Raw genomic sequence first — 25,168 nt, 5'->3', positions numbered from 1 at the left:
ATTTATTTAATAAACAGCCGCCCATTTAATATTAATTGTGCTTTTACCGGCAAGCACCGTCCCCGTTCAACCAGGCTCACCGAAAAATATCCGGCCAATTAATTATTACACTCCTGTTAATAAGCTGACCGATCTCTCATTGATAACGGCATGAGGCTGTTATTATTAGGTTACTTTTCATCGCCTTTTTACTACCCAAACGCCGCCGTCGGCCGGGTGTGGCCACGCGGCGGGTCAATGTTATTTCGCTGCGGAATAAAACAACGCGTCATTGTCTTGTAAACATAATCTATTATTTGTTTGCCCTTTGGAGGTCATTACATGGCTACCGCACCGGTAAAACCATCTGTTTCACCAACGAACCCGGACCAAGCCTGGTACAGGCTGGATACGAAGGAAACGTTGCGCCAGCTTGACACCACCGATGCCGGATTAAGCGCGCACGAGGCCGCCGAACGCCTGCGCCGCCATGGCGCCAATGAACTGCCCGCGCGCAAAACCCGGCATCCGTTATTACAATTCCTGGCGCACTTTAATGATGTGCTGATTTATATACTGCTGATTGCGGCGGTATTAAAAGGGATTATGGCGCAATGGGTCGATATGGTCATTATCCTGGCGGTGGCGGTGATTAATGCGCTGATTGGTTTTGTGCAGGAAAGCAACGCTGAAAAATCGCTGAAAAGCATTCAGGGCATGCTGTCCAGCACGGCGGTGGTGATTCGCGCGGGGATTACCCAAACCATTGCAGCCCGGGATTTGGTGCCCGGCGATATCGTCGCCCTGCGCCCGGGCGACAAAATCCCGGCCGACCTGCGGTTATTGGAGGCCCATAACCTGCTGGTGGAAGAGGCCATTCTAACCGGTGAATCGACAGTGGTGGCCAAACATATCGGCGCGATTGATCGGGAGGTGACGATTGGCGATCGCGTTAATTTGCTGTTTTCCGGCACCACCATCAGCGCGGGCACGGCCAAAGGCGTGGTGATAGCCAGCGGCGGCGATACCGAGTTAGGCTATATTAACCAGATGATGGCCGCCATCGATCCGCACCGCACACCGCTGTTGACGCAAATGGATCGCCTGGGCAAAGGCATTTTCATGCTGATCCTGGTGATGATGGGGCTGCTGTTTATCTTCGCTTTTTTCCTGCGCGATATGCCGTTCACCGACTTGCTGCTGGCGCTGATAAGCCTTGCCGTCGCCGCGGTGCCCGAAGGATTGCCGGCGATCATCTCCATTATCCTGTCGCTGGGCGTACAGTCCATGGCGCGGGCGCGGGCGATTATCCGCAAGCTGCCGACGGTGGAAACCCTGGGAGCCATGACCGTGGTCTGCTCCGATAAAACCGGCACGCTGACGATGAATGAAATGACGGTAAAAGCGGTGGTGGTGGCGGATCGCAGCTATCGGGTGGCCGGGGAAAGTTATGAGCCGGTGGGTAAAATTTACCCGCAGGAAAGCGAGCAGGCGGTGGCACTGAGCGAGGATGCCGCCCTGGCGCGCTTTATTACCGCGGTGGAATTGTGTAATGACAGCCAAATCCGGCAGGACGAACGGGGCCTGTGGGGCATTACCGGCGGGCCGACGGAGGGCGCGCTGAAGGTACTGGCCGCTAAGTCCGGCCTGCGGCTTGGCGAGGTCAGCCTGCTGGATAAAATCCCCTTCGACTCCGCGTATAAATATATGGCGACCCGCCATCAGATCGGCGATGAGACCCTGGTTTTCCTTACCGGCGCGCCGGACGTGCTGTTTACCTTCTGTCACCAGGAACTGGCGCAAGAGGGATTACGCCCGTTTCGCCGTGATTTCTGGGAAGAGGAAATGGCGCGCTATGCCAGGCAGGGATTGCGGATGGTGGCCGCCGCCTTTAAACACCCCATACCAGGAGAGACGGGCCTGGAGCATGCGGATATCCAGCGGGGCATGGTATTTGCCGGCATCGCCGGCATGATGGATCCGCCGCGTCCCGAGGCCATCGAAGCCATCGCCCTGTGCCAGCGTGCCGGCATCCGCGTGAAAATGATTACCGGCGACCATCAGGAAACCGCCATGGCCATCGGCGCCATGCTTGGGATCGGCAATGGGGTTGAATCCATTACCGGCAGCCAGCTGGAGCATATGGATGACAACCAGCTGGCCGGCGCCGCGGTGCATTATGATATTTTTGCCCGCACCAGCCCGGAGCATAAGCTGCGGTTGGTCAAAGCGCTGCAGGACAAAGGCGGGGTGGTCGGCATGACCGGCGACGGCGTTAACGATGCACCGGCGCTGAAACAGGCCGATGTGGGTATCGCCATGGGAATTAAGGGTACCGAGGTCACCAAGGAAGCGGCGGACATGGTATTAACCGATGATAATTTCGCCACTATCGCCAACGCGGTTAAAGAAGGGCGACGCGTTTACGACAACCTGAAAAAAACCATCCTGTTTATTTTGCCCACCAACCTGGCGCAAGGGCTGTTGATTATCTTCGCCATCCTGGCCGGCGCGGTGATCCCCCTGACCGCCCTGCAAATATTGTGGGTGAATATGGCCACGTCCACCACGCTGTCGTTCGGCCTGGCCTTTGAACCGGCGGAAAAAGGCGTGATGCTGCGCCCGCCGCGCGATCCCGCCCGGCATGTGCTGGACGGCCATGCCATCTGGCGTATCGCTTTTGTCGGCACGCTTATCGCCTGCAGCGCCTTTTGGCTGGAATCATTGCTGCTGCCGCGCGGCTACAGCGGCGAATTTATCCGCACGCTGGTCATGCAAACGCTGGTCACCGCGCAATGGATTTATATGTTCAATTGCCGGGTAATGGACCGCTTCCCATTGAACCGGGAAATATTCCTCAACCGGGGATTATGGCTGGTCACCGGCGTGCTGATAGTGCTGCAACTGGCCATTATCTACCTGCCGTTTATGAATCGGGCGTTCGGCACCGAGCCGCTGCCGGCTTTTTACTGGGGCGTTACCCTGCTGGTCAGCATCGGTATATTCATTATTGTTGAAATTGAAAAATGGGTGTTTGCCCGGTTAAGAACCACGGCTAACGCGGCCTAAGTCCAAAGGCCCGGCCATCGGCGCCGGGCTGGCATACCAAACACAGGATTAACCGGATCTTTTCGTCCCGGCCGTCACTGTAAAAGGGGCGTGCCGGGCAATCATCCATAGACCCGTAAACAGGCGAACAGTAGCGCCAGCATCACGATAATAAGCCCGCTGATCAAAGCCAACTGTTCGGCGACACGTCGTTGCATAATCTATGTTCCTCAAGCGAAGTTATAGCGTTCGGTATGGTATTTGGCCATCGGCACATCCATCTCGGACAAGGCGTGTTCAATGGCATCCATCATCACGTTCGGCCCGCAAATAAAGTATTCATGCAAATTATACGGCGGCGGCAGGTGACGCCTGAACAAGGCGGCGTTAATAAAGCCGGTCTCTCCCGTCCAGCCCTCATGGGGGTGGGACAGAACATGCACCAGCGTCAGATCAAGCCGTGCCCGCAAGGCGTCCAGCTCCTCGCGAAAAGTAATGGATTCCCAGTCCTTGCTGCCGTATATCAGTACCACCGGGCGTTTATCGCCACGATCGGCCAGGGTGCGCAACATGCTCATCATGGGGGTAATACCCACGCCCCCGGCAATCAGCACATGCATGTCGGCCGGGTTGCCGATGGTGAATGCTCCGTAAGGACCGTCGAGATACACCCGTTGTCCGGCGGTAACCCGGGCGATTTTAGCGGTGAAATCGCCCAAGTTGCGGATCGACATCTCTACGCGTCCGCCTTCCGCCTCCGCGCTGGAGGAGAACGAGAAGGGATGGCCAGTAATATTAAACGGACCCTTCCACAGCGTCAGCCAGCCGAACTGGCCCGGCGTAAAACCAAACCCCTTATGTCCCTCCGGCATCATCACCAAGGTGGTGGTGGCGCCGCGTTCGGCTTTCACCTGCGTTACCCGGTAGGGCCGGCGTAGCATAAAAAGAGGTTTTACCAGGCGGACATACAGCAGCAACGCCAGCCAGAACAGCATCAGCCCGCACCACAACGCTTTTTTTACCGGGTCATTAAGATAAAAGCCCCATGCGGCCATATGCAAAAGTCCCGCCGCCACGGCCGCCACAGCCAGGATGATATGGGTGATGTGCCACACCTCATAGCTGAGCCTGAGTTTCACCCGCCATAGCGCCATGACGATCAGGGCAATCAGCGAATAGGTGGATATCGCCGCCAGCCTGGCGCGCCAGGGGGCCGCGAAAAAATTAAGCAGCGCGAGCAGCTCCGGGCGGATAATAAACAAAATCAGCGGATGGGCCAGCACCAGGCCAAGGGCGATTAACGAGATGCGCCGGTGGAAATGATAGATAACATCCTCGCCCCAGGGTTTGGTTACCCAGCGAAAGCGCGCCGTCAGGCCGAATTGCAGCCCCATGATCGCTAATCCCGAATATCCCAGGGCCATGGATAACTCGGTCCAGAAATCACGCGCGGGCGGCAGCGAGCCTAACAGCAGGACAAACAGCGGAGCCGAAATAAAGAACAGATAAACCAGCAGCCACAGGCTATTACGCAGCGCAAAGGTAAGCATGGTTAACTCCCCGCACAGATCATTATTATCAGATTTCGGTCAGTATAAGCCTGTTTAACCTGGCAAAAATTGCGTCAGCTCTCCGTTTGTAAATAATCTCTATTAAAAAATAGAATTCATCTCGAGTAAAATTAAATTGTGATCGCGGTACGGAATAAGAGTAATTATTCTTAATATTCCAATGGCAGAGAGAGTTAAATAAATAACCTTGTTATTAATATTCCATTGATCATTTTATTTATAAGCTTTTTTTATCGTTTATCCGGGTGGCATAACGCATTTTTATAATATTACCGCCGGTCGCAATGATGGCGTCAGACGTCCCCGGCCAGCGCCGTTACCCGCTGGTAAATAACGAAGATACTTGCCGCTGAGCCAGAAACTAATACATGCCGCCGGGCATTTTAGCCCCGCGGCATGGCAGAACGTAATCACCCGCGCGTTGTTCATGCGGCCATCCCGTCAAACGGGCTTAGCGCGGCAACGTCTTATCGGTAAAGGCGGACAGATCGCGGTTAAAGCGCTCCGGCTCCTCGATAAAAGGCGCATGGCCCGAATTGGCGTAAAGCTTCTTTTGTATCGCCGGATTCAGCGCCTGCGCGCGGGCCATGGTCGTCGTTGGCCGCACTAGCGCGTCCCGGGCGCCATAAATCAGCAGCACCGGCACCCGGACCTTGCCCAGGGCCCTGGCCGCATCGACCGTTATCGACATCACGGCTCGCTGCATATCCCATGAGGCCATGGCGGCATTGGCGTATAGACGCCCGAAAGTGGCCGCGTCCGGCTGGGTATAGAAGCACAGGCTGAGGAAATCACGCACGGCGTCGAGGTGGGTCTTTAAATCAGGCGCATTCAAATCGCGATAGACCGCAGGATGCGGCGGTAGCTGATCGGGCTTAAGTTCAATCACGCCGTCAACATAAACCGCGCCGGCGATAGGACTATCGCCGTACTCTTCCAGATAATTGGAGATAACGACCCCGCCCAGCGACCACCCCACCAGCACCGGTTTTCGCGCATGCGACGTTTTGATGACCGCGGCGAGATCTTCCGCCCAGCGCCGTCCGTCGGTGTAAGACGCGGCGTCGGTGGGCTTACCGGACAGGCCGTGGCCGCGCATATCGTAGGTAATCAGGCGATAGCGCGCAAGCTGCGGGCTGTTGATTTGCCCCTCCCAGTTAAGATGGCTGCCAAGCAGGCCGTGGATAAAAATAATGGCGGCGCCGTCGGGATTGCCCGCTTCCTGGACGGCTATTTTTACGCCGTCCGGCGCGGTAATAGTGTAGTTTTTCGTGTCGGCAAGCGCTGCCGGGGGAAAAGTGAACAGCGTGGCGGTCACCACCAGCGCGGACAAGATGCGGCTAAACGTAAATGTGGACATAAGCAATGCTCTTCGGTTGGACAAGAGCCCACAGACTCAACCCTCACACTGATGTCAGGGTCAAGGTAAAAATGTGCTATGCTGTTGCCATGAATAAAACGATTCCGCCAGACTCGCTGACCGTTGGCCAGCTCGCGCGCGCAACCGGCGCCAGCGTCCGCTCTATCCGCCACTACGATGAGCAGGGGTTGCTCACGTCCATCCGCACCTGTAACGGCTACCGGTCATTTCCCCCGGCGGCGGTGGCTCAGGTCAGGCAGATCCAGCGCATGATCGCCACCGGCTTTAGCCTGGCGGAGATCCGCGCGTTCCCCGACTGCATGCGGATGATCGAAGGGGCGAGCGCCTGCCCCCAGACCACCGAGGTCCAACGCAAGCGCCTGGATTCCATCGAGCGCCAGATAGCCGACCTCGAGCGCCGCCGCGCGCGCCTGCTCAAGACGCTGGCCGAGGGCGTTATCCCTCCCCTGGACTGATTTTCTTGCGGCTGGTCATCCCGACCGATCCGATCTGTCTTTGCTACTAACGCTATAACTTATGGCGAAAACGAATTTCACCCGCGCGGTGTTTATGCGCTACTTTCGAAGGGCCGTTCTCATATGCTGGTGCAATTGCGCGTGTTTACTCCGCGACAATAGCGGCTGATGGGCCTAAGCCAATGATTATTGATGTTTTATATTGTTGGCATAGAAATTGTATATACCTGTCTATTCACACAACTCATTCTACTCTGGAAAAAAATGCGCATAACCCCCCTTAAGCAGATGGTATTTTTCATTGCCGGATTAAGCGCCTTAGCGTCAGCGGCCCAGGCAGCGGATTTTATCGTCGGCAGCAAGAGCTTTACCGAACAGTATATTCTGGCGGAAATCTATGCCTCGGCATTGGAGCAGGCGGGCATTCCGGTTGAACGCAAAATTAACCTGGGCGGCACGCTGATAGCGCAGGCGGCGCTGGTAAAAGGCGATATCGATATGTATCCCGAATACACCGGTACCGCCCTGAGCGCGGTGGTGAAAGGTGAATTATCATCCGACCCGGACAAAGTCTACCAGCAGGTCAAAACCGCCTACGCCGAGAGATATCAGCTCACCTGGCTGGCCCCGGCCAGGCTGAACAATGGCTATGCTCTGCTGGTCAGTAAAGCCACCGCCGATAAATATCGCTTAAAAACCCTCTCCGATCTCGCCAAGGTGGCGCCGCAACTGACCATCGGCGCGGGGGCGGAGTTCGGCGATCGCCAGGACGGCCTGAAAGGACTGGAGCAGGTTTACGGCATTAAATTCAAATCCTTCCGCCAGTTCGCTAAAGTCGGCCTGCGCTATGATGCACTGGCCGCCGGACAGATCGATGTCGCCAACGGTTTCGCCACCGACTGGCAAATCGCCGACGGACAATATGTCTCGCTTGCGGACGATAAGCATCTCTTCCCACCGTATTTCGTCGCCCCGGTGGTCCGCGACCAGGCGCTAAAGGCCTATCCCAACGCGGAAGCGGCGCTTAATAAGGTCAGCGCGCTGCTTGATAACGCCACCATGCAAAAACTTAACGCCGCGGTGGAAAAAGACAAAGAAGAACCGGCCGACGTCGCGCAAGCGTTTCTGCGTGAAAAAGGCATTGTGAAACCCTGACAACCGGGCAAAAGTGATCATGACGTTTCATCTCGGTGGCGACAGTGCTTTAACCGTGGCAACGCTTGCGCGCATAGCGCGGGAAAATCAGCCGGTGGCGTTTAGTCCGGCGGCGCTTGAGCGCATAAAAAACGGCTTTTCTTTTCTTTACCAGCGCATAGACGCCGGCGATCGGATCTACGGCGTGACCACCGGCCTGGGCGCCGGCGTGGATACCGCGGTGCTCAATGGCGCCGACAGGCGCCAGGATAGCGCGCGCCTGCACGCCATCCAGCAGCGTATTCCACTGGCGCGCGCGGTAGGCGTCGGCCCGCTTGCCGATAGCGTACAGGTCAGGGCGATGATGCTGGCGCGGCTTGCCGGCATTGCCGAAGGGTATTCCGGCATCTCATTGCCGAGCGCGCAGGCCTTACTTAATTTATTAAATCTTGGCGTGCATCCGCAGGTGCCATTGCTGGGTTCGATCGGCGAAGCCGATCTGGCGCCGCTGGCGCATATCGGCAGCGCGCTGGCGGGCGACGGAGAGGCGGAATACCGGGGACAGGTCACCGATATCCGCGCGCTGGCGCGCACCCTGGGTTTCACCCTGCCGGCTCTGACCGGCAAGGATGGACTGGCGCTGGTTTCCTCCAATGCGGCAAGCGTCGGCCTGGCCGCCTTGCTGCTGGCCGATATTGCCCAACTGGTTAACGTCCAGGCCGGCGCCATTGCCCTGTCGTTCGAAGCGTTCCGCGCCAACATCTCCCCGCTGTCGTCATGGGCCAGCCGTATCCGCCGGCTGCCGGGAGGAGCGGAATGCGCGTCCCATCTGCTGTCGCTGCTGGCCGGCGGTGTTTTATGCCAGCCCGGCGGCGCGCGTCTGCTGCAAGACCCGCTGAGCTTCCGTTGCGCGGCGTCGGTGCTGGCAAGCGTCTATCAGGCCTTCAACCTGGCCCGGCAGGCGACTGAACTTGAGCTGAACAGCGCTGATGATAATCCGGCCCTGATAGCCGAGGCCGGGATGGTGTTGGCCAACGCCAATTTTGACGCCACGCATTTGGCGCTGGCATTTGAAGCCCTGGGTTTGGCGCTGGCGCGCCAGGCCAGCTGCGCCGCTGAACGCATGATGAAACTGATGTCCGAGGGGGCCAGCGGGCTGCCGCGCTTCCTGACGCCGCACCGCGGGCAGACGGGGTTTGCCACGCTGCAAAAAACCATTTCCGCGCTGACCGGCGATATTGTGCATCAGGCCAATCCGCTGTCCGCTATCACCATACCGGTGGCCGATCGGGTGGAGGACTACGCCTCGCAGGCCATGGCCGTCATCAGTAAAACGGCGCGCCTGGTGGAAAGCCTGCGCTATCTGGTAGCCATTGAATTGATGGTGGCGGCGCAGGCCGTCGATTTGCGCCAGGACCCACAGGCGCGGCTTGGCCAGGGCAGCGCGGCCGTTTATGCCCGCGTGCGCGGACGGGTCGCCGTATTGGATCAGGATCGCTCCACCGCCCGCGATATTGAAAATCTGGCTAAGGCCATTACCGCCCCCGGCTGGCTGAACGCCGGCGAACAGCTTCTGGAGACTGAGTGCCATGCGTTGGGCTCCCAAACACCTTGATGATATCGGCCTGGCCTTATGGCAACATCTTTACCTGGTGGGCATATCGATAAGCGGCGCCTTCATCATCGCCATGATATTAGGCATCTGGAGCGCCCGCCGGCCCAAAACCTATGCGCTGGTGCTGACCTTCACCGGCATGCTGTTTTCCATTCCCAGCCTGGCGCTGTTCGCGCTGTTTATTCCATGGCTGGGAATTGGCCTGCTGCCGGCGATTGTCGGCCTCACCGCCTACGCGCTGATGATCATGGTGCGTAATATCGCTACCGGCTTTCACGCCATTGCGCCCGACGTGCTGAATGCGGCGCGCGGTATGGGTTATGGCTACTGGCGCATGCTGTGGGAGATTGAGCTGCCGCTGGCGCTGCCGTTTATTATCACCGGGCTGCGCATCGCCACCACCACTCTTATCGGCATCGCCACGGTGGCCGCCTATATTAACGCGGGCGGTCTGGGCACCATTATTTTCGCCGGGCTGGACCAGCGTTATCCGGAAAAAATCCTGGTGGGCGGCGGCCTGACCTCTTTGCTGGCCATCGGTGTCGACGCGCTGTTCCTGCTGCTGCAACGGCGCCTGGCGCGACGCGTCCATGCCGTCGTTCGCGTGGAGGCAAACGCATGATTTTTTTGGATGCGTGGCGCTGGATTGCGGCTAATCCGGATCAGTTCCTCGACGCCCTGCGCCAACACCTGGTGATGTGCGGGCTGGCGCTGTTGTTTTCGCTGCTGCTGGCTATTCCGATTGGGGTGAAAGTGGCGGCCTCGCCGCGCGCCACGTTTATCGCCACCAATATCGCCAGCACCCTGAGAACCATTCCCAGCCTGGCGATCCTGGCGGCGGCGCTGCCGTTTTTGGGCATCGGGCTGCTGCCGTCGGTGGTGGCGCTGGTGATTCTCGCCCTGCCGCCGATCCTGCTGAATACCTGCACCAGCATTCAGGCGGTGGATAACGACACGCTCTCCGCCGCCAAGGGAATGGGGCTGACGCGCGCGCAAACAACGCGCCGGGTCATTCTGCCGCTGGCGGCGCCCGGCATTCTGGCGGGCGCGCGTACGGCCGCCGTGCAGGTGATCGGCGGCGCGGCGCTGGCCTCCTTTATCGGCGGCGGCGGGCTGGGTGATTTTGTCACCACCGGCATCGCCATTATGGATATGTCGCGCCTGCTGGTGGGCGCTATCCCCATCATCCTGTTGGCCATCGGCGCCGAACTGCTGTTCGGCGCCGTTGAAAAAATCGGGTTCAAACACGTCCCTAAAGGGTAAACCCCATGATCAGACTGGAAAATATTACCAAGATTTATCCCGGGACAACGGCAAAAGCGGTATTTGACCTGACGCTTGAGATTCCGGAAGGTTCCACCACCGCGCTGATTGGCCCCTCCGGCTGCGGAAAAACCACCACCATGCGGCTGATTAACCGGCTGGAGGACGCCACCCGGGGACGCGTCTTCGTTAATGGCGAAGATGTGACCGCCGTCGATCCCGTGCAACTGCGCCGCCAGATCGGGTATGTTATCCAGAACGTCGGCCTGTTTCCGCATATGAACATCGCGGACAATATCGCCACCGTGCCGCGTCTACTGGGCTGGGATCGCCGCAAAACCGACGCGCGTGTCGATGAGTTGCTGCATCTGGTCGGTCTCGATCCCGTCGATCGCGGCCGCTATCCGGCGGAACTGTCGGGCGGACAGCGCCAGCGCGTCGGGGTGGCCAGGGCGCTGGCGGCCGACCCGCCGGTCATGCTGATGGATGAGCCCTTCGGGGCCATCGATCCGCTGGTACGCGGCCGGTTGCAAAACGAATTTAAGCAAATCCTGCAGCGGGTTAAGAAAACCGTGGTAATTGTGACCCACGATCTCGACGAAGCCATCAAGATGGGCGATCGCATCGCCATTATGCGCGACGGTAAACTCTGTCAGTACGACACGCCCGCGGCTATCCTCAGCAAACCGGCCGATGACTTTGTCGCCGCGTTTATCGGCAGCGACGCGTCGTTAAAACTGCTGGCGCTGACGCCGGTCGGTCATGCGATGACGCCCGGCGCCCAAAGCGGCTATACCCTCTCGGTCAACGCCCGGGCGAGCCTGAAAGACGTGCTGGCCCTGATGCTGGCCCAGGATGCGCCAGGCGTGCGCATTACCGATGACCAACACCAGGTGCTGGGGGAATTAAACCGTCAGCAGCTTTTTCATTATCAGCAAACATTGCTTGCGGCCTGAGCGCCGGACTAAGGGAATTAAATGACTGCACACGTCAATATCAGTTACCTCAATGGCCCGGACATCCAGCAACTGGCGATGACCGACAGCGAAATCCTCGCCGCCGTCGAAGCCGGACTGCTGGCGCAGGGGCAAAACCAAACGGTCATCGAGCCCCGCATGCACCTGATCCCCGATCCGGCGTTTAACGGCCATTTCAACGTACTGCGCGGCTATATCGCGCCGCTTAACCTGGCGGGCGTGAAGGTGGTGGGCGACTACGTGAATAACTACCAACTGGGCCTGCCGTCCGAGATGGCGATGCTCAATCTATTTAACCCGCGCACCGGCATGCCGGTGGCCATCATGGACGCATCGGCCATTACCGATATGCGCACCGGAGCGATTACCGCGCTGGGCGCCCGCCATCTGGCGCGTAAAAACAGCAAAATACTCGGGCATATCGGCGCGCGCGGCACCGCTTACTGGAATGTACGCCTGCTGGACAGTCTGTATGACTTCGATGAAATCCGCGTTCACTCCCGCCGTCCGGAAAGTCGCAACGCCTTCGCGCAGCGCCTGGAACAGGATTTGGGCAAAAAGATTATCGTCACCGCCGATTGGGAAAGCTGTGTGCGCAATGCGGATATCGTGGTCGAGGCGTCACGGCTGGAAAAGCCGGCGCCCATGCTGAAAACCGCCTGGATCAAACCCGGCGCATTGGTCGTGCCCTACGGCACGATGAGCGCGGTTGAGCTGTCGCTGACCGACATCATGGATAAACTGGTGGTGGATGATTGGGGCCAGTGCAAAGGCGGCATGTTTGGCTCCCTGCGGGCGCACGTTGAAGCCGGCAAGCTTAGCGGGGAAACGCTGCATGGCGAATTGGGCCAGATCGTCGCCGGTGTTAAAAGCGGACGCGAGAACGACGATGAAACTATCCTGTTCTGGCATCGCGGTCTGTCGCTCAGCGATATTGCCCTGGGTCATGCGATGCTGGAAAAGGCGCGCAGGCTTGGTATCGGACAGGAGTTACGCTACGCATGATCGCCAACGGACGTATGTATTCGGTCACCGCGGCGGCGGCGGCGGGCTGGAAAACGCTGCTGCAGGCGGTCTACCGGCGCGCCGGCATCTCTGGGGAAGTGATTGATTATCCGGCCCCTGCCCCGCTGGAAGCGCTATGGCAACGTCCGGATCTGGCCGGGGTATTTATGTGCGGCCTGCCGTTTTCGCTCGGGCTGTTTCCCGTCGTGGCCATTGCCGCGCCGGTTCCGCTGCATTCGCTGCCCGATGGCCCCGGCAGCTACCGCAGCCGCCTGATCGTCGCCCGCGATGCGCCCTACCGGCAATTGCGGGATACCTTCGGCGGGCGCCTGGCGTTTACCAACCCGGAATCGCACTCCGGCTACAGCGCCCTGCGCTTTCACCTGCTGCCGTTCCTGCGCCCCGGGCAAACCACATTGTATCGCGAAACCACCGGCCCGCTGGTGACCCCGCGCCGGGTCGTGGAGGCCGTCGCCGGCGGCGACGCCGATATCGGCCCGGTGGACAGCTATGCCTATGAACTGCTGGCGCGCGACGAGCCGGCGCTGATAGAAAAAGTACGGGTGATAGATCACACCGCGCCGGCTCCGATGCCCCTGCTGGTGGCGTCGGCTTCACTGCCGCCGGCCGCGCTTGCCGCCCTGCAACGCGCGTTTATCGCCTTAGCCCAGGACAGTAACGGCTCCGCGCTGCTGGCGGCCCTGCAGCTGCAAGGATTTCAGATCCCCGACCCACGCGACTATCAGTTGCTGGCGCGGCGGGCAGCCGCCGCTGAACAGGCGGGATACCGGCTACTGCGCTGACGGGCCGCGCTCATCTTTATACGGCAGGTCATCACGGGTAAGGCCGATGTCCCGCAATTGCGCGTCATTAAGCGACCTCAGCGCCTTGCGGCTGCGGGAGTGTCGCCGCCACTGTTGATACCGGCCATATAACCGCCGCCACCAGCCGGTATTGCCGCAAGCGATGCGCTCAGGCGCGTTATCAGGGTCCGCCGTAATAAGATTCTTCATGGCTGTCGTCCATCCGCAATTGATGGCAACAGCATGAATCCTTTGCCTAAAAACGAGTAGATTCAACCGATTAATGGTTTGTCATAGACAGATGGCGTCACCATGACACATTATGTTATTTATAGAGGCCATCTGTATCCTTTTCCTGGCTGACCGCTACCAACATGGGTTAATTGACGACACGCATATGGCTATGACCCGTTACCACAATCTGGCTGCCCTGCTGGGCCAGCGTATTGAACAAGGTTTATATCCCATCGGTGTTCGCCTGCCCTCTATCAGGGTGCTCAGCAAAGAGCACGGGGTCAGCATCACCACCGTACAGCAGGCTTACCGCGAGCTTGAAGAACAACAGCTGGTCGAGGCACGGGCTAAATCCGGCTATTTTGTCGCTCACCGCAAACTGCGCCCCGGCCTGCCCGCCGGTTGTGATATGACCCAATGCTCGCTGGCCATCCCGCAGTGGGACCTGGTGCTTGGCATGGCCGGCCCGGCGCAGGCGGGCGAGACGGCCTTTGGGACCGCCGCGCCCGACGTTACCGCCAGTAGCCTCAAGCCGTTAACCCGGGCGTTGAGCCATGTGAGCCAGCGGCAACACCTGCGGACGTTCGATGACGAGGATATCCGGGGTAGCGTTGAGCTGCGCGGGCAAATCGCCCGGCTGATGATTGACGGCGGCAGCCGCATGGATGCCGGCAACATCCTGATTACCGACGGCGGCCGGGAAGCGCTGTCGATTGCGATTCGCTGCGTCTGCAAGCCAGGGGATCTGGTGGCGGTGGAAAAACCTTGTTTCCCGGCCGGTTTGCAACTGTTGCACGGACTGGGCATGCATATCCTGGAAATCCCCACCGACCCGGTAACGGGCATCAGCGTCGAGGCGCTGGAACTGGCGCTGGAGCAATGGCCGGTAAAAGCCATCCTGGTCACGCCCACGGGGCAAAACCCGCTGGGCTGCCATATGCCGATCGCGCGCCGCAAGGCGCTGCTGGAGCTGGCTCAGGGACATGATGTGGCCATCGTTGAAGACGATGTCTACGGCGAGCTGTCTTATCCCTATCCCCGGCCGGCCACGATTACGTCAATGGATTTTTCCGGCAATGTGCTGTTATGCAGCTCCTTTTCCAAAACCCTTGCGCCGGGCTTAAGGGTCGGCTGGCTTGCCCCCGGCAGCTATATGAACCGAGCCGTCCATATGAAATATATCGGCACCGGCCCCACCGCCAGCCTGCCGCAGCTGGCCATCGCCGATTTTATCAGGCAGGGGCATTACCTCAAGCATGTCAGGCGTATGCGTGGCCAGTACCAGCATAATCGGGATGTGATAACCGGATGGGTGACGGATTATTTTCCCTGCGGTACGCGGGTAAGCCGCCCGCAGGGGGGCTTTTTATTATGGATTGAGCTGGATCGCCGTATCGATGCCCAGCGACTGAACCAGGCATTATCAGACCAGGCGGTTTCCATAGCCATCGGCGCGGTGTTTTCCGCCGCCGGTAAATATGACAACTGCCTGCGGATAAATTACGCGCGCCCGCTTTCAGACGAGATAAAGCAGGCCATACGGCAGATCGGTATGAAGGTTCAGCAGTTGCTGGAGCACCCCTGATTTCGTCCGGACCTTAAACAGCCAATGATTTAGTCAGCGTGATAAGCGCCAGATCGTCGCGTAAAGGCACGCCCACGTTGGGATCATTATAGGGAAATGGCTCCGTATCACCGGTTTTGGCAAAACCGCGCCGTTCGTACCACGCAATCAGCTTATCCCGCACATTGATAACGGAAATCTTGAGGCTCCCGGCACCCGCGTCGCGGGCAAATTTCTCCGCGCCCGCCATGATGCTTTTGCCGAGACCGGCGCTTTGCGCATGCGGGCTTACGGCCAGCATCGAGAGATACCATTCGCCTTGATCCAAGGGCGTGAGCGCCACGCACCCGCATAATTCGCCGCGAGCGGGCTCCACCGCCAGCAGAATGATCGACGCGCCATTCTCTATCATGTCGGCCAGGTCGCGCCGGCTGGTGCGCGGCCCGTCGATCAGCCCGACTTCAGTGGTCCAATCCGGCGCCGAGAGGCCTCTGTAGGCCTGGTTAACCAGTTCCGCCACGCTGTCCAGTTCTTGTGCCCCTGCGATGGATAGCTCCATGTTTTCCTCTGCTTTCTGGCCATTTCCCAGTGCTTATTAAAGCCGCATTATCACCGGCCCGTCAATAAGCAGAGGCCGTCATGACGGCGCGCCCACCCGGTATGACGCCCCCTAGGCGGTCACATCAGCGCAGGCGCGCGGTTTTGCGCATTGTCGCCTGACTTACGGCTGTTCAGGCGTGGGAAACCGGCCCAACTGCTGAAACAAACCGAACCAGTCCTCGAGATGCCAGGTCCTCTTAATGCGCGCCCCTTCGAATTCGTGGAATTCATGGATAGCAAAACCGACCTGTTTGCCCGTCGCCGGAATGCCGAACAAAGGCCCTAGATGGGTGCCGGTAATCTCCGCCCGCACCCCCATGCGCCCGGCCGTCTGGATGACATCGAGGATAGTGATTTTGACGTCGGGCATCGCCGCGATAAAGGCGCGGATAATCGGCTTAAGACCATCGGGGCCGGGACCCTGGCCGGGCGCCAGGGGAATATCGTCCCAGTCGGCGGTGACGGCGATATCCAGCAAATCCGGGTTCTGGTCGTTAAACGCACGGTAGAGCATGTCGACCGTTTGCCGTTCAACACGCAGTTGTTCTGTTTCAGCGAGCGGGGTGGAGGATGTCATTTGCGGCCGTTCCTTTCTGATAAGTGGAAATATAAGGTTGGAGTCTGATGAATCCGCTATTATTTGTCCAACAGATATAAAATATGAATGAGTATTTGATTTATGGATTTCCACGGTATCGATCTGAATTTGCTGGCGGCCTTTGACGCGCTGATGGACGAGCGGAACGTCACCCGCGCGGCGGCGCGCGTAGGGGTAAGCCAGCCGGCGATGAGCGCGGCGCTGTCGCGTCTGCGCGCGTTATTTGGCGATCCGTTGTTCCTGCGCAGCGCCGAGGGGCTGCTGCCCACGCCGCGCGCCAGGGATATCGCGCAACCCATCGCTCAGGCGCTGCGGCAGATAGAAGCGGCCCTGGTGGCCAAACCGGCGTTCATGCCGGCGAAGGCGTCGCTGGCCTTTACCCTCGGGGTGCCCGACTATCCGGCCTTTGTGCTGCTGGCGGCCCTGGTCACGGCGCTGGAAAAGCAGGCGCCGGGCGTGTCGTTAAACGTGCGCGCCTTTACCGGCCGGGATAGCGCCGTCGATCTGCTGGACGCGGGCACTATCGACGTCGCGGTCGGGGTCATGCCCACCCGCCCGGAGACCCGGATAATGACCCGGCCCATCCTGCGGGACGAGTTTGTCACCATTACCCGCCGCGCCGGCGCGGCGGTGGAAGACGCGATGACATTGGCGCGCTTCCTGGCCCTGCGCCATGTTCTCGCGTCCCCGGAGGACGACCGGCACGGCCTGGTGGATCAGGCGCTGGCGCAGATGGGCAAACAGCGTATCCTGGCGCTGACGCTGCCCCAGATGTTCGCGGTGCCCGGCGTCGTGGCGCGGACCGCATTGACGGCAACCCTGCTGCGGCGGGTCGTGCTGAATTCGCCCGTCCGGCACGAACTGGCCTTGTTTGCGCCGCCGGTGGTCTTGCCGCCGATAGAATTCCACCTGATCTGGCACCGGAAAAGCGATCAGCACCCGGCCCAGCGCTGGTTCAGGGAACTGATCGCGTCACATGCTTTAGCGTTGCAATAACCATTTGCCTGGCGGGCAAACCGGCGTTACGGTAATTCAGCGATTATTTTTCCCGCGAGGACATGATGACGGCAAAAAACAGTGAAAACGACAACCCCGCTTCCTTATCGGCCATCGCCCTGGCGCAAAAATTACAGGCTTTGGCGCAAACCGGGCTGACCTATACCAAAGATCGTTATGATATCGAGCGTTACCTGGAGCTACGGAATATCGCCGCGCAGCTGACAGCCGACGTATTGGCGTTAGATAAGCCGCCGGTATTGGACATGTTCAAACAACAGGAAGGGTATGCCACGCCAAAGGTCGACACCAGGGCGATAATTCTGCGCCAGGGTAAAATACTGCTGGTGCAAGAGGCCGATGATCGGCTGTGGAGCCTGCCCGGCGGCTGGGCCGATGTCGGCGATAGCCCATCCGGCGCGGTGTGCCGTGAGGTCGAGGAAGAAACCGGCCTTACCGCCAGCGTGGAGCGCTTGCTGGGCGTATGGGACCGTAATCAGCATGGCCATCCGCCTTATCCCTGGCACGTCTATAAGCTGATATTTCATTGCCGGGAATTGGGCGGCGAAATCCGCTTAAGCGAGGACTCGCTGGACGTTGATTTTTTCGACCCCCTCGACCTGCCGCCGTTATCGTTAACCCGCATCGTGCCGGTAGAAATTGCAACCAGCCTGGAGATTATAAAAAACAATAAAAGCACCTGGTTTGATTAGCGCCAGGGGAAGAATATCCGCGGGTAAACATCGCCACGGATTTCTTCCGGCGGGATATTATTCCCTATTTTCAGCGGTATTCCCGGCTTTGCGTTGCGATATTTCACCCGCCGGTTTCCGGCCCGTCTTCTGCCAATAAGGCGGTAGCAGAAAGCTGGCCACGGCAATAATGCCCAGCCCCGCCCCCGCCAGCAATAACGTTTGGGCGCCGTAGTGATCCATCCAGATTCCGCCCGACATGGCGCCGGCGCCGATGCCGATATTAAAGGTCATCACGTACAGCGCCGACGCCGCCTCCGCCTGCCCCGGCGCCAGCTCTATCACCCAGCTCTGCAGGCCGATAATCAGCATGGCGATGGATGCGCCCCATAGCGCCATCACCAGCCAGGAAATACCCGGCAGCCCGGCGAAGCACAGCATCAGCAGCTGGCTGATAACAATACCGATGGCGGAAACCACCGCCAGGCGCATCGGCCGCGGCCCCAGCCAGCCAGCCAGCAACGTACCCGCGGCACCCGCCAGGCCGAAGACCAGTAACGCCAACGGCAGGCGCGCGCCGCGCATCCCCAGGGTCTCGGTTACCAGCGGGGTGATATAGGTATAGCCGTTAAAATGGGCGGTAATAATCAACAGCGTTACCGCGGCGGCCCCGTAGAGCGGCCAGTTGCGATGGGGAAACCCCGCGCCCTCGCCGCGCGCCGCCACGGCCATCGGCGGCAGCCAGAAATAGCCCATGATAAGGATTATCAGCCCGAACGCGCCGAAGATCGCAAAGCCCTGCTGCCAGTCAAAAGCCTGCCCCAGGGCGGTTGATAACGGCACGCCGGCCACGATGGCCAGGGAAATCCCCGAGAACACCCAGGCGGTGGCGCGGCTGGCCGCCATGCGCGGCGCAATTCTGACCGCGTAGGACGCCAGGCTGGACCAGAAGACGCCATGCCCCAATGCCGCCACGATCCGCAGTCCCATCAGCTGTCCCCAGGAATGGGTTATCAGGGCCAGGCCGTTGCACAGGGTAATAATCCCCAGCAGGACCAGAAATAGCGGCCGGCGATCAATGCGGTTGGTCGAGAGCGTCAGGGGGATTACCGTCAGGGTAATGATCCAGGCATACCCCGTCACCAGCGAGCCGACCGCGGCGTGGGAAACCCGCAGATCCGCGGCAATGCGCGACAGCAGTCCAATAGGCAGGTACTCGGTGGTTTGGGAAACAAACGCGCCCAACATCAATACCAGCAACGCACGTATCATCTTTTGGATATCCAGTAATGCACGGGAGGTGCGTAAAGACCGACAGATGGCGTTAACCATAACCGCTAAAGGATTAAAGAAAAATACGATACTATTCACTTCTCAGATGACATTTACGTCATGAATGGAGGGAGCATGGGCTCTTTAAACGGCCTGGAACTTTTTGTCCAGGTGGTCAGAGCGGGCAGTTTTGTCGAGGCGGCCCGTCTTTGCGGCCTGTCGCCCTCGGCGGTGAGCAAAGGCATCGCCCGGCTGGAGGCGCGTTTAAGCGTCCGTTTGCTGAACCGAAGCACCCGCAGCGTCGCCCTGACGGCGGAAGGCGCCCGCTTTTACGACAGCAGCCAGACTATCCTGCGCGCTGTTGAAACCGCGGAAAATGAGCTGACCCAGATAAAGGAATATCCCCGGGGCAAGCTTAAGGTCAGCCTGGCGGATGAAAGCATGGTATTGCCCCGCCTGGCCGACTTTGCCCTGGCCTGGCCGGCGATAGAGCTGGAACTGGATTTTTCCGATCGCATGGTGAATGTTATCGCGGAAGGCTTCGACGTGGTGGTGCGCAGCGGCGCTATCCGTGATTCCCAATTGATGGCCAAAAAACTGGCGGTCTTCAGTTCAAAAGTGGTCGCCTCGCCCGCTTATCTTGCCAGGGCCGGCATTCCGCTGCATCCGGATGATTTACAGCGCCATGCCTGCCTGCATTACCGTTTCCCCCACAGCGGTAAACTTGAATCCTGGCAATTGCTGGGCGTGGATCCGGCATCGGCCAACCCGCTGCCTGTCGCCATGGTGTGCAATAACACTCAGGGACGGCTGAGCTTTGCCCGGCGCGGCGCGGGGCTGGCATGGCTGCCGGATTATATTGTCCGCCCCGCGCTGGATGAGGGCGCCCTGGTCAGCGTACTGGATGAGTATGCCGTCAGGGCGGAGCCGTTATGGCTGTTATGGCCTTCCGGGCCGTACCTGCCGTTAAAGACCCGGGTTTTTATCGATTATCTGGCCGGGTGTTTCCAGCCCGGCGCGAACCTTGCCGGCGGATAGCGCTGTGATGGGCCAAGCTCATGCCGGCGCGCGCGCCGGGCCGGGCTCGGAATCACCCGCCACGGTCGGACGCCGGTGCGCGGCAAAACCGGACTGCCCCGGCGCAATCTCAGGCCGCAGCGTCAGTTCGGGAATACTATACTCGCCGGCATTCTGCGGACGAAAAGAGAGGGGCGGGGTGCGCCACAGGTTGTCCAGGCGTTGCGCGAGCGTGTCGCTGATAGCCGAAAACCGCGCCTCGTCCATGCGGCCGGTGCGATAGACCAGGAAGGGCGGCAAGACGTCGAACCCGGGATAATAGAGGATCCCGTGTTGGATCGGGAACAAAATATCCTCCATCGGGCCATTGATGCCGCGCGGGCTATAATGCGGCTCCCATCCCCCCGTGGTCACGATCAGCATCGCCCGTTTTCCCGCCATGGCGCCTTCCCCGTAGCGATCGCCCCAGCGCGCGTCGGAGTGTTCTCCCACACCGTAAGCGAAGCCATACGCATAAACGCGCTCCACCCAGCCCTTCAGGATTGCCGGCATCGAGAACCACCACAGCGGAAACTGCAAAATCACCGCATCCGCCCAGCGCAACTTGTCCTGCTCCTGGGCGATATCCGCGCTTTGCCGGCCGTTTTCGAAGGCGAGCCTGGAATCCAGCGAGGGATCGAAGCGCGCGCCGGCCGGTCCGTCCAGGCTATCGTTGGCATCAAGCGCGGCTTTCCACTTCATGGCATAGAGGTCCGATACCTGGACCCGGTGGCCCGCCTGTTCTAAATGGGTAACCGCGAAATTTTTCAGCGCGCCGTTTAAGGATTGAGGCTCGGGATGGGCATAGACGATCAGGATATTCATAGCAGGACCTTGGTGATGGCAAAAAGGCAGAATAGGCCGTGTTCAGGTATAGTAGAAATTAATTTATTCTATTCCGGGTATAGCGATGATTAATCTCCAACGGCTGGATCTTAACCTGCTGGTGACGCTGGATGTGCTGCTCGCGGAACATAACGTTACGCGCGCGGCGCGGCGGCTGAACCTGTCGCAGCCCTCGGTCAGCGTCCATCTCGCCAAATTAAGGGAAACCTTTGGCGATCCCCTGCTGCTGCCGGGACCCAGGGGCATGATCCCCACGCCAAGGGCCGAGGAGCTGCGCGCGCCGTTACGGCAAGCGCTTGACGCGCTTTCGCATGCGATGTCGCCCGGCGCGCCCTTTGACCCCGCCACATCCAGCCATACCTGGCGCGTCGCCGCCTCCGACTACAGCGAATCGACGGCGCTGCTGCCCGCGCTGCCGGGATTACGCCTGATGTCCCCCGGCAGCAGGCTGGCGGTGCTCGCGCCGGTGCCGTCGCTTATTGCCCGGCAAGCGGAACAGGGTGAAATTGACCTGGCCTTTCATACCAGCGAAGGATCGCCGCCCGGCCTGCATCGCCGGGTGCTGTTCGCGGAGCGCTATGTACTGGTCGGCCGCGCCGGTCATCCGCGCTTGAAAAAACCGCCGACCCTGGCACAGTTCTGCGAACTCGATCAGGTGATCGTATCGCCGGACGGCGGGGGATTTTACGGCATTACAGACAAAACGCTTGCCGATCTGGGGCTGGCGCGCCGGGTGGTGCTGTCAGTGCCCCATTTCCTGCTGGTGATGGCGGTGCTGGCCCGCACCGATCTGGTGGCCATGCTGCCTTCGCGCCTGGTGCGCGACGCCACCGCGCTGCGAGTGACCGAACCGCCGGTGGAGGTCGAAGGATTCGAACTGGCCATGCTATGGCACGATCGCGCCCATCACGACCCGGCGCATCAATGGCTGCGCGGCCATATCGCGGCGTCGGTGTGAACAAGGGCCTCGTCTCATCCGGCCGGATATTTAGAGGCTTTATATCCCGCTGAAAAGTGATCTGTCGCAAAGGTTATTATGACGATGATTAAAGAATGTATACTGTAAATATAATCTATTGAATATAGATATTTTATTGAACCAACCCTATCCAGCCGTTTATTTATAAAAATTGTATTAGCCACATTATTTATTTTTTTGCGGAGGAATGATGAAAATATTAACCACTGTTGTGCTGGTCCTGTTAATCATTGGCGGATTGAACTGGTTACTGGTCGGACTGTTTCAATATGATCTGGTCGCCGCCCTGTTCGGCGGACAGGCCGCCGTCGTATCACGGATTATTTATGCGCTGGTGGGGCTATGCGCTATTTACACGATCGCGCTGTTGCCGAAATTGCGCACCGCCTGCCACCACGCATAACAACACCGCCTCCCGTCCGCGGCGGGACGGGAACAATAATGACTCTCCCGCCGCGCAGGATGGAAAAACCGATAAATACCCCCGCCCATTCCGGGCCGGGGATATTATTATCACGATTTAAAAATCGACGTTGACCCCCACTTGGAACGAGCGTCCCGGCTCGACGGCCAGCGCCTGGTTGGCGAAATCCTGCCGGGTGACATTGGTTAACTGGCGGCTGCTCAGATAATCCCAGTATTTGCGATCGGTCAGGTTATAAATGCCGCCGCTGAGTTTGACGTTTTTCGCCACCTGCCAATAGGCGGTAAGATCCACCAGGCCGTAACCGGGAATACGCATATAGTCCGTGGTGGCGTCGGTTAATGCGCCACCGCTATTGGTATAGCTTTGGCGGTTGGTGGCGGTGGCTTTTTTCCCCTTCTGGAATGTCGAGGTAAGGGCGGTGCCGTAGCGCCGGCCCGGATCGTCCCAGGCCAGTCCCACAATGGCTTTCATCGGCGCGACGCTGTCTAAATCGACATAGTCGTCGCCCATATAGCTGGATTTGGACTTGCCCTTATTATAACCGAACGCGACGGTGGCGCTTAAGCCATTGACCGATTCAAACCAGGTGCCGAAATTAAATTTGCTGCTGAATTCTCCGCCGTAGATATAAGCTTTGTCGCGGTTCTCAGCTTTATAAGCGACAAAAATATTACCCGGAACGCGGGTAAATTCCCCCGGATTGGCGCTACGGGTATAGCGGGTATTGGCAATAAAGTTTTTATAGGTGTTGTAGAACAGCGCACCGTTAAAGGTCACGCCGGGAGTAATATCGCCTTTCAGGCCCCATTCAAAGTTATTACTGGTCTCTGTTTTCAGATCGCTATTGCCAATCAGGGCATATTGCTGGCTGCCGGCATAGCTCGAGCCGAGATTCCACGACCCATATAACTGGCTGGCGTCGGGGAATTGCGCGCCGCGTTTATATTGCAGGTAGGTGGTCATGGCCGGGGTGAGATCGTACAGGAAACTCAGGGACGGCAGTATCTGGGTATCGCTGTTGGTCTTGCCGTACAGGGATTCCACTTCGCCCGGAGTGAGCACCGCGCTGCCCGAGGCCAGGCTGGACAGGTTGGTGGGTTTACTGTTCTGGTAGACCGCCCGCGCCCCGGGCACAATGGCAAAGCCGTGCCCGGCCAGGTCAAGGCTGATGCGGTCCTGAACAAAACCGCCCAGGGTGTAGGTGCGGCTGTCGGCCTCGGGCTGCATAATGGCGGTATAGATGCTCGGGGCCGGGAATTGCGCGAACGGCCGCTCTGTTTCTGATTGACGCGCATTAAGGCCGGCGCTCAGCGCATGAATGCCGACGGTTTTCAGCCAACGGCTATCAAAGCCCCAGGTATCGACATTGTAATCCGACTGCACCCGCTCGCGCGTGGCGGCGGTCAGCGGCATGTCGGTGTTGTCGTGGGCCTCGGCGTTCTGGTAATAGAGCTGCGTATCCAGCTGGTCTACCCAGCCCACGTCAATCGGCGTCCAGCGATCCTTCACGCTCAGGCTCCAGCGGCGGGTATCGCTTTGCTGCCGGGACGTGCCGATCACGCTGCTGCCCGCGCTGTTCCAGGTATCAAAGTGGGTATGGTTGGTCTTATCGTAATATTCCGCCGTCCCGGTGAACTGATGCTCTTCGTTGGGTTGCCAGATGCCGCTGGTCATGATGGCGGTGGAATGCCAGTTGGCCGGGAAGGCGTCGGCGCTGTCGCTATTGGTCCGCGTCTCCTGTCCGTCCCGACGGCTTATCACCACCAGGCCCCGCAGCTCCTCATCGCCCGCCGCGGCGGTAATGCCGTTGTGCCAGGCGCGGTTGGCCGAATCATAATCGCTTTGATAACCAAAATAGGTGTTCTTTTTATAGCTCAGGTAATCGTCAGGCGACTTGGGCAGAAAGGATACCGCGCCGCCGATGGCGGTGTTGGCGCGCTCGGTGGGCGTGGCGCCGGAGGCGATATCCACCTGGCCGTACATATAGGGGTCGATATAGTCGCGGCCGATGCCGAAGGTTCCCAGGCCGGCGCGGCTGGCGTAGGCGCGGCCGGTGGCGTTGGGCAAGGGGATGCCGTCCACGTCGATGGCGACGCGGTTGCTTTCCAGTCCGCGGATGTTATAGCCGGTATAACCGCTGCGATCGAAGCCGCTTTTACCCGACGACGAACCGGCGCTTGAACCGGTGGCGCTGATTAACGGCTGGTAGCGCATAAGGGTACCGAAATCATTACCGCCGTGGCGTTGCATATCCTCCGCGCTGATGCGCGTAGCGGTGCCGGCCTGTTTCACCAGGCGGGGCGCATTGACCTTCATGACATCCTCAACGGCGGCCGGTTCTTTTGCCGGCTGCCCCTTGGCGTCATTATCCGAAGCGGCCGGCGGCACTTTGTTTTCCACGGCGCTTGCATGCCAGGCCGGCAGGGTAAATAGCATCGCCGAAATAAGGGCGTTAAAAGGCCTGTTTCGCCTTTTTTCAGTGAACATAATAGAGCCTCAAAGCGGTCAAATTATAAGTTAATGCTCAACCATTGCCGGAGTATTAGTAAGGGAATAGCTATCCCAATTATTATTATTGCTAAAACGCACTGCATTTAATGACGTAAAAACCCTACGGAAATAAGCAGTATTAGTCTGGCTACCCGTTATAAAAGTCAGGTTTTTGCTTTCCTA

At 59.1% G+C, this 25,168-nt stretch carries 23 protein-coding genes; 15 read left to right on the top strand and 8 right to left on the bottom strand.

What is annotated here, in order from left to right:
- The first annotated feature begins 321 nt into the window (after positions 1–321).
- Complete coding sequence (locus tag ACL2XF_RS21030) at positions 322–3,048, top strand: cation-transporting P-type ATPase (RefSeq protein ID WP_413727476.1); 2,727 nt, start codon at positions 322–324, stop codon at positions 3,046–3,048.
- Positions 3,049–3,257: 209 nt separating this feature from the next.
- On the opposite strand, the gene ACL2XF_RS21025 is transcribed toward ACL2XF_RS21030, so the two are convergent.
- Both ACL2XF_RS21025 and ACL2XF_RS21020 read right to left on the bottom strand, forming a co-directional pair.
- Positions 3,258–4,577, bottom strand: coding sequence for a ferric reductase-like transmembrane domain-containing protein (locus ACL2XF_RS21025; RefSeq protein ID WP_413721720.1), 1,320 nt, complete (start codon positions 4,575–4,577; stop codon positions 3,258–3,260).
- A gap of 472 nt (positions 4,578–5,049) precedes the next feature.
- A complete protein-coding gene (locus tag ACL2XF_RS21020) occupies positions 5,050–5,958 on the bottom strand; it encodes an alpha/beta fold hydrolase (protein WP_413727475.1) in 909 nt (302 codons plus the stop codon).
- Between the two features lie 89 nt (positions 5,959–6,047).
- On the opposite strand from ACL2XF_RS21020, the gene ACL2XF_RS21015 reads away from it, so the two are divergent.
- The 8 genes from ACL2XF_RS21015 to ACL2XF_RS20980 all read left to right on the top strand — a co-directional run bounded on the left by ACL2XF_RS21015 (position 6,048) and on the right by ACL2XF_RS20980 (position 13,231).
- Entirely contained in the window at positions 6,048–6,434 is a 387-nt protein-coding gene (locus ACL2XF_RS21015; protein ID WP_410012920.1) for a MerR family transcriptional regulator, read from the top strand.
- 264 nt (positions 6,435–6,698) lie between these two features.
- Positions 6,699–7,589, top strand: a complete 891-nt coding sequence (locus tag ACL2XF_RS21010; protein ID WP_410012919.1) for a glycine betaine ABC transporter substrate-binding protein — start codon at positions 6,699–6,701, stop codon at positions 7,587–7,589.
- A gap of 19 nt (positions 7,590–7,608) precedes the next feature.
- Positions 7,609–9,183, top strand: a complete 1,575-nt coding sequence (locus tag ACL2XF_RS21005) for an HAL/PAL/TAL family ammonia-lyase (RefSeq protein WP_413727474.1) — start codon at positions 7,609–7,611, stop codon at positions 9,181–9,183.
- A complete protein-coding gene (locus ACL2XF_RS21000) occupies positions 9,158–9,805 on the top strand; it encodes an ABC transporter permease (RefSeq protein WP_410012917.1) in 648 nt (215 codons plus the stop codon). Before ACL2XF_RS21005 ends, ACL2XF_RS21000 begins: the two co-directional genes overlap by 26 nt.
- A complete protein-coding gene (locus ACL2XF_RS20995) occupies positions 9,802–10,446 on the top strand; it encodes an ABC transporter permease (RefSeq protein ID WP_413727473.1) in 645 nt (214 codons plus the stop codon). The genes ACL2XF_RS21000 and ACL2XF_RS20995 overlap by 4 nt, the downstream gene beginning before the upstream one ends.
- Positions 10,447–10,451: 5 nt before the next feature.
- Positions 10,452–11,402 carry an ABC transporter ATP-binding protein gene (locus tag ACL2XF_RS20990; RefSeq protein WP_410012915.1) on the top strand — a complete coding sequence of 317 codons (951 nt, stop codon included), beginning with the start codon at positions 10,452–10,454 and terminating at the stop codon, positions 11,400–11,402.
- A gap of 21 nt (positions 11,403–11,423) precedes the next feature.
- Complete coding sequence (locus ACL2XF_RS20985) at positions 11,424–12,428, top strand: ornithine cyclodeaminase family protein (protein WP_410012914.1); 1,005 nt, start codon at positions 11,424–11,426, stop codon at positions 12,426–12,428.
- The gene (locus ACL2XF_RS20980; RefSeq protein WP_413727472.1) at positions 12,425–13,231 is read left to right on the top strand and encodes a phosphate/phosphite/phosphonate ABC transporter substrate-binding protein; all 807 of its coding nucleotides are present in this window, start codon (positions 12,425–12,427) and stop codon (positions 13,229–13,231) included. The genes ACL2XF_RS20985 and ACL2XF_RS20980 overlap by 4 nt, the downstream gene beginning before the upstream one ends.
- Here ACL2XF_RS20980 and ACL2XF_RS20975 read toward each other — a convergent pair.
- A complete protein-coding gene (locus tag ACL2XF_RS20975; protein WP_410012912.1) occupies positions 13,220–13,441 on the bottom strand; it encodes a DUF1127 domain-containing protein in 222 nt (73 codons plus the stop codon). The two genes, ACL2XF_RS20980 and ACL2XF_RS20975, sit on opposite strands and share 12 nt — an antisense overlap.
- 193 nt (positions 13,442–13,634) lie before the next feature.
- Between ACL2XF_RS20975 and ACL2XF_RS20970 the strand changes: the two genes are divergently transcribed.
- A complete protein-coding gene (locus tag ACL2XF_RS20970) occupies positions 13,635–15,050 on the top strand; it encodes a PLP-dependent aminotransferase family protein (RefSeq protein ID WP_410016680.1) in 1,416 nt (471 codons plus the stop codon).
- Between the two features lie 13 nt (positions 15,051–15,063).
- Here ACL2XF_RS20970 and ACL2XF_RS20965 read toward each other — a convergent pair whose 3' ends face one another.
- Together ACL2XF_RS20965 and ACL2XF_RS20960 are read right to left on the bottom strand one after the other, a co-directional pair.
- Entirely contained in the window at positions 15,064–15,588 is a 525-nt protein-coding gene (locus ACL2XF_RS20965; RefSeq protein ID WP_410012911.1) for a GNAT family N-acetyltransferase, read from the bottom strand.
- A 162-nt stretch (positions 15,589–15,750) separates the two neighbouring features.
- A complete protein-coding gene (locus ACL2XF_RS20960; protein ID WP_413727471.1) occupies positions 15,751–16,206 on the bottom strand; it encodes an ester cyclase in 456 nt (151 codons plus the stop codon).
- Between the two features lie 102 nt (positions 16,207–16,308).
- Here ACL2XF_RS20960 and ACL2XF_RS20955 point away from each other — a divergent pair, with 102 nt between their 5' ends.
- Positions 16,309–17,223 (top strand): LysR family transcriptional regulator, encoded by a 915-nt coding sequence (locus tag ACL2XF_RS20955; protein ID WP_413721725.1) that lies wholly within the window; start codon positions 16,309–16,311, stop codon positions 17,221–17,223.
- A 62-nt stretch (positions 17,224–17,285) separates the two neighbouring features.
- Positions 17,286–17,936 (top strand): NUDIX hydrolase, encoded by a 651-nt coding sequence (locus tag ACL2XF_RS20950; RefSeq protein WP_413727470.1) that lies wholly within the window; start codon positions 17,286–17,288, stop codon positions 17,934–17,936.
- 57 nt (positions 17,937–17,993) lie between these two features.
- On the opposite strand, the gene ACL2XF_RS20945 is transcribed toward ACL2XF_RS20950, so the two are convergent.
- Positions 17,994–19,187 (bottom strand): MFS transporter, encoded by a 1,194-nt coding sequence (locus tag ACL2XF_RS20945; RefSeq protein ID WP_413727469.1) that lies wholly within the window; start codon positions 19,185–19,187, stop codon positions 17,994–17,996.
- A gap of 135 nt (positions 19,188–19,322) precedes the next feature.
- On the opposite strand from ACL2XF_RS20945, the gene ACL2XF_RS20940 reads away from it, so the two are divergent.
- A complete protein-coding gene (locus tag ACL2XF_RS20940; protein WP_413727468.1) occupies positions 19,323–20,225 on the top strand; it encodes a LysR family transcriptional regulator in 903 nt (300 codons plus the stop codon).
- Positions 20,226–20,243: 18 nt separating this feature from the next.
- Here the strand turns inward: ACL2XF_RS20940 and ACL2XF_RS20935 are convergent, their stop codons facing one another.
- A complete protein-coding gene (locus tag ACL2XF_RS20935) occupies positions 20,244–21,068 on the bottom strand; it encodes an NAD(P)H-dependent oxidoreductase (protein WP_413727467.1) in 825 nt (274 codons plus the stop codon).
- Positions 21,069–21,153: 85 nt separating this feature from the next.
- Between ACL2XF_RS20935 and ACL2XF_RS20930 the strand changes: the two genes are divergently transcribed.
- A complete protein-coding gene (locus ACL2XF_RS20930) occupies positions 21,154–22,047 on the top strand; it encodes a LysR family transcriptional regulator (protein ID WP_410012904.1) in 894 nt (297 codons plus the stop codon).
- Between the two features lie 208 nt (positions 22,048–22,255).
- Positions 22,256–22,471, top strand: coding sequence for a DUF378 domain-containing protein (locus tag ACL2XF_RS20925; protein WP_410012903.1), 216 nt, complete (start codon positions 22,256–22,258; stop codon positions 22,469–22,471).
- A 117-nt stretch (positions 22,472–22,588) separates the two neighbouring features.
- On the opposite strand, the gene ACL2XF_RS20920 is transcribed toward ACL2XF_RS20925, so the two are convergent.
- Positions 22,589–24,982, bottom strand: a complete 2,394-nt coding sequence (locus ACL2XF_RS20920; protein WP_413727466.1) for a TonB-dependent receptor domain-containing protein — start codon at positions 24,980–24,982, stop codon at positions 22,589–22,591.
- Positions 24,983–25,168 lie beyond the last annotated feature (186 nt).

The sequence above is a fragment of the Sodalis sp. RH19 genome, from assembly GCF_047324215.1.
Taxonomy (GTDB): domain Bacteria; phylum Pseudomonadota; class Gammaproteobacteria; order Enterobacterales; family Enterobacteriaceae; genus Acerihabitans.
The sequence above is the reverse complement of the archived record's forward strand: the minus strand, read 5'-3'. Positions and strand labels throughout refer to the sequence as shown.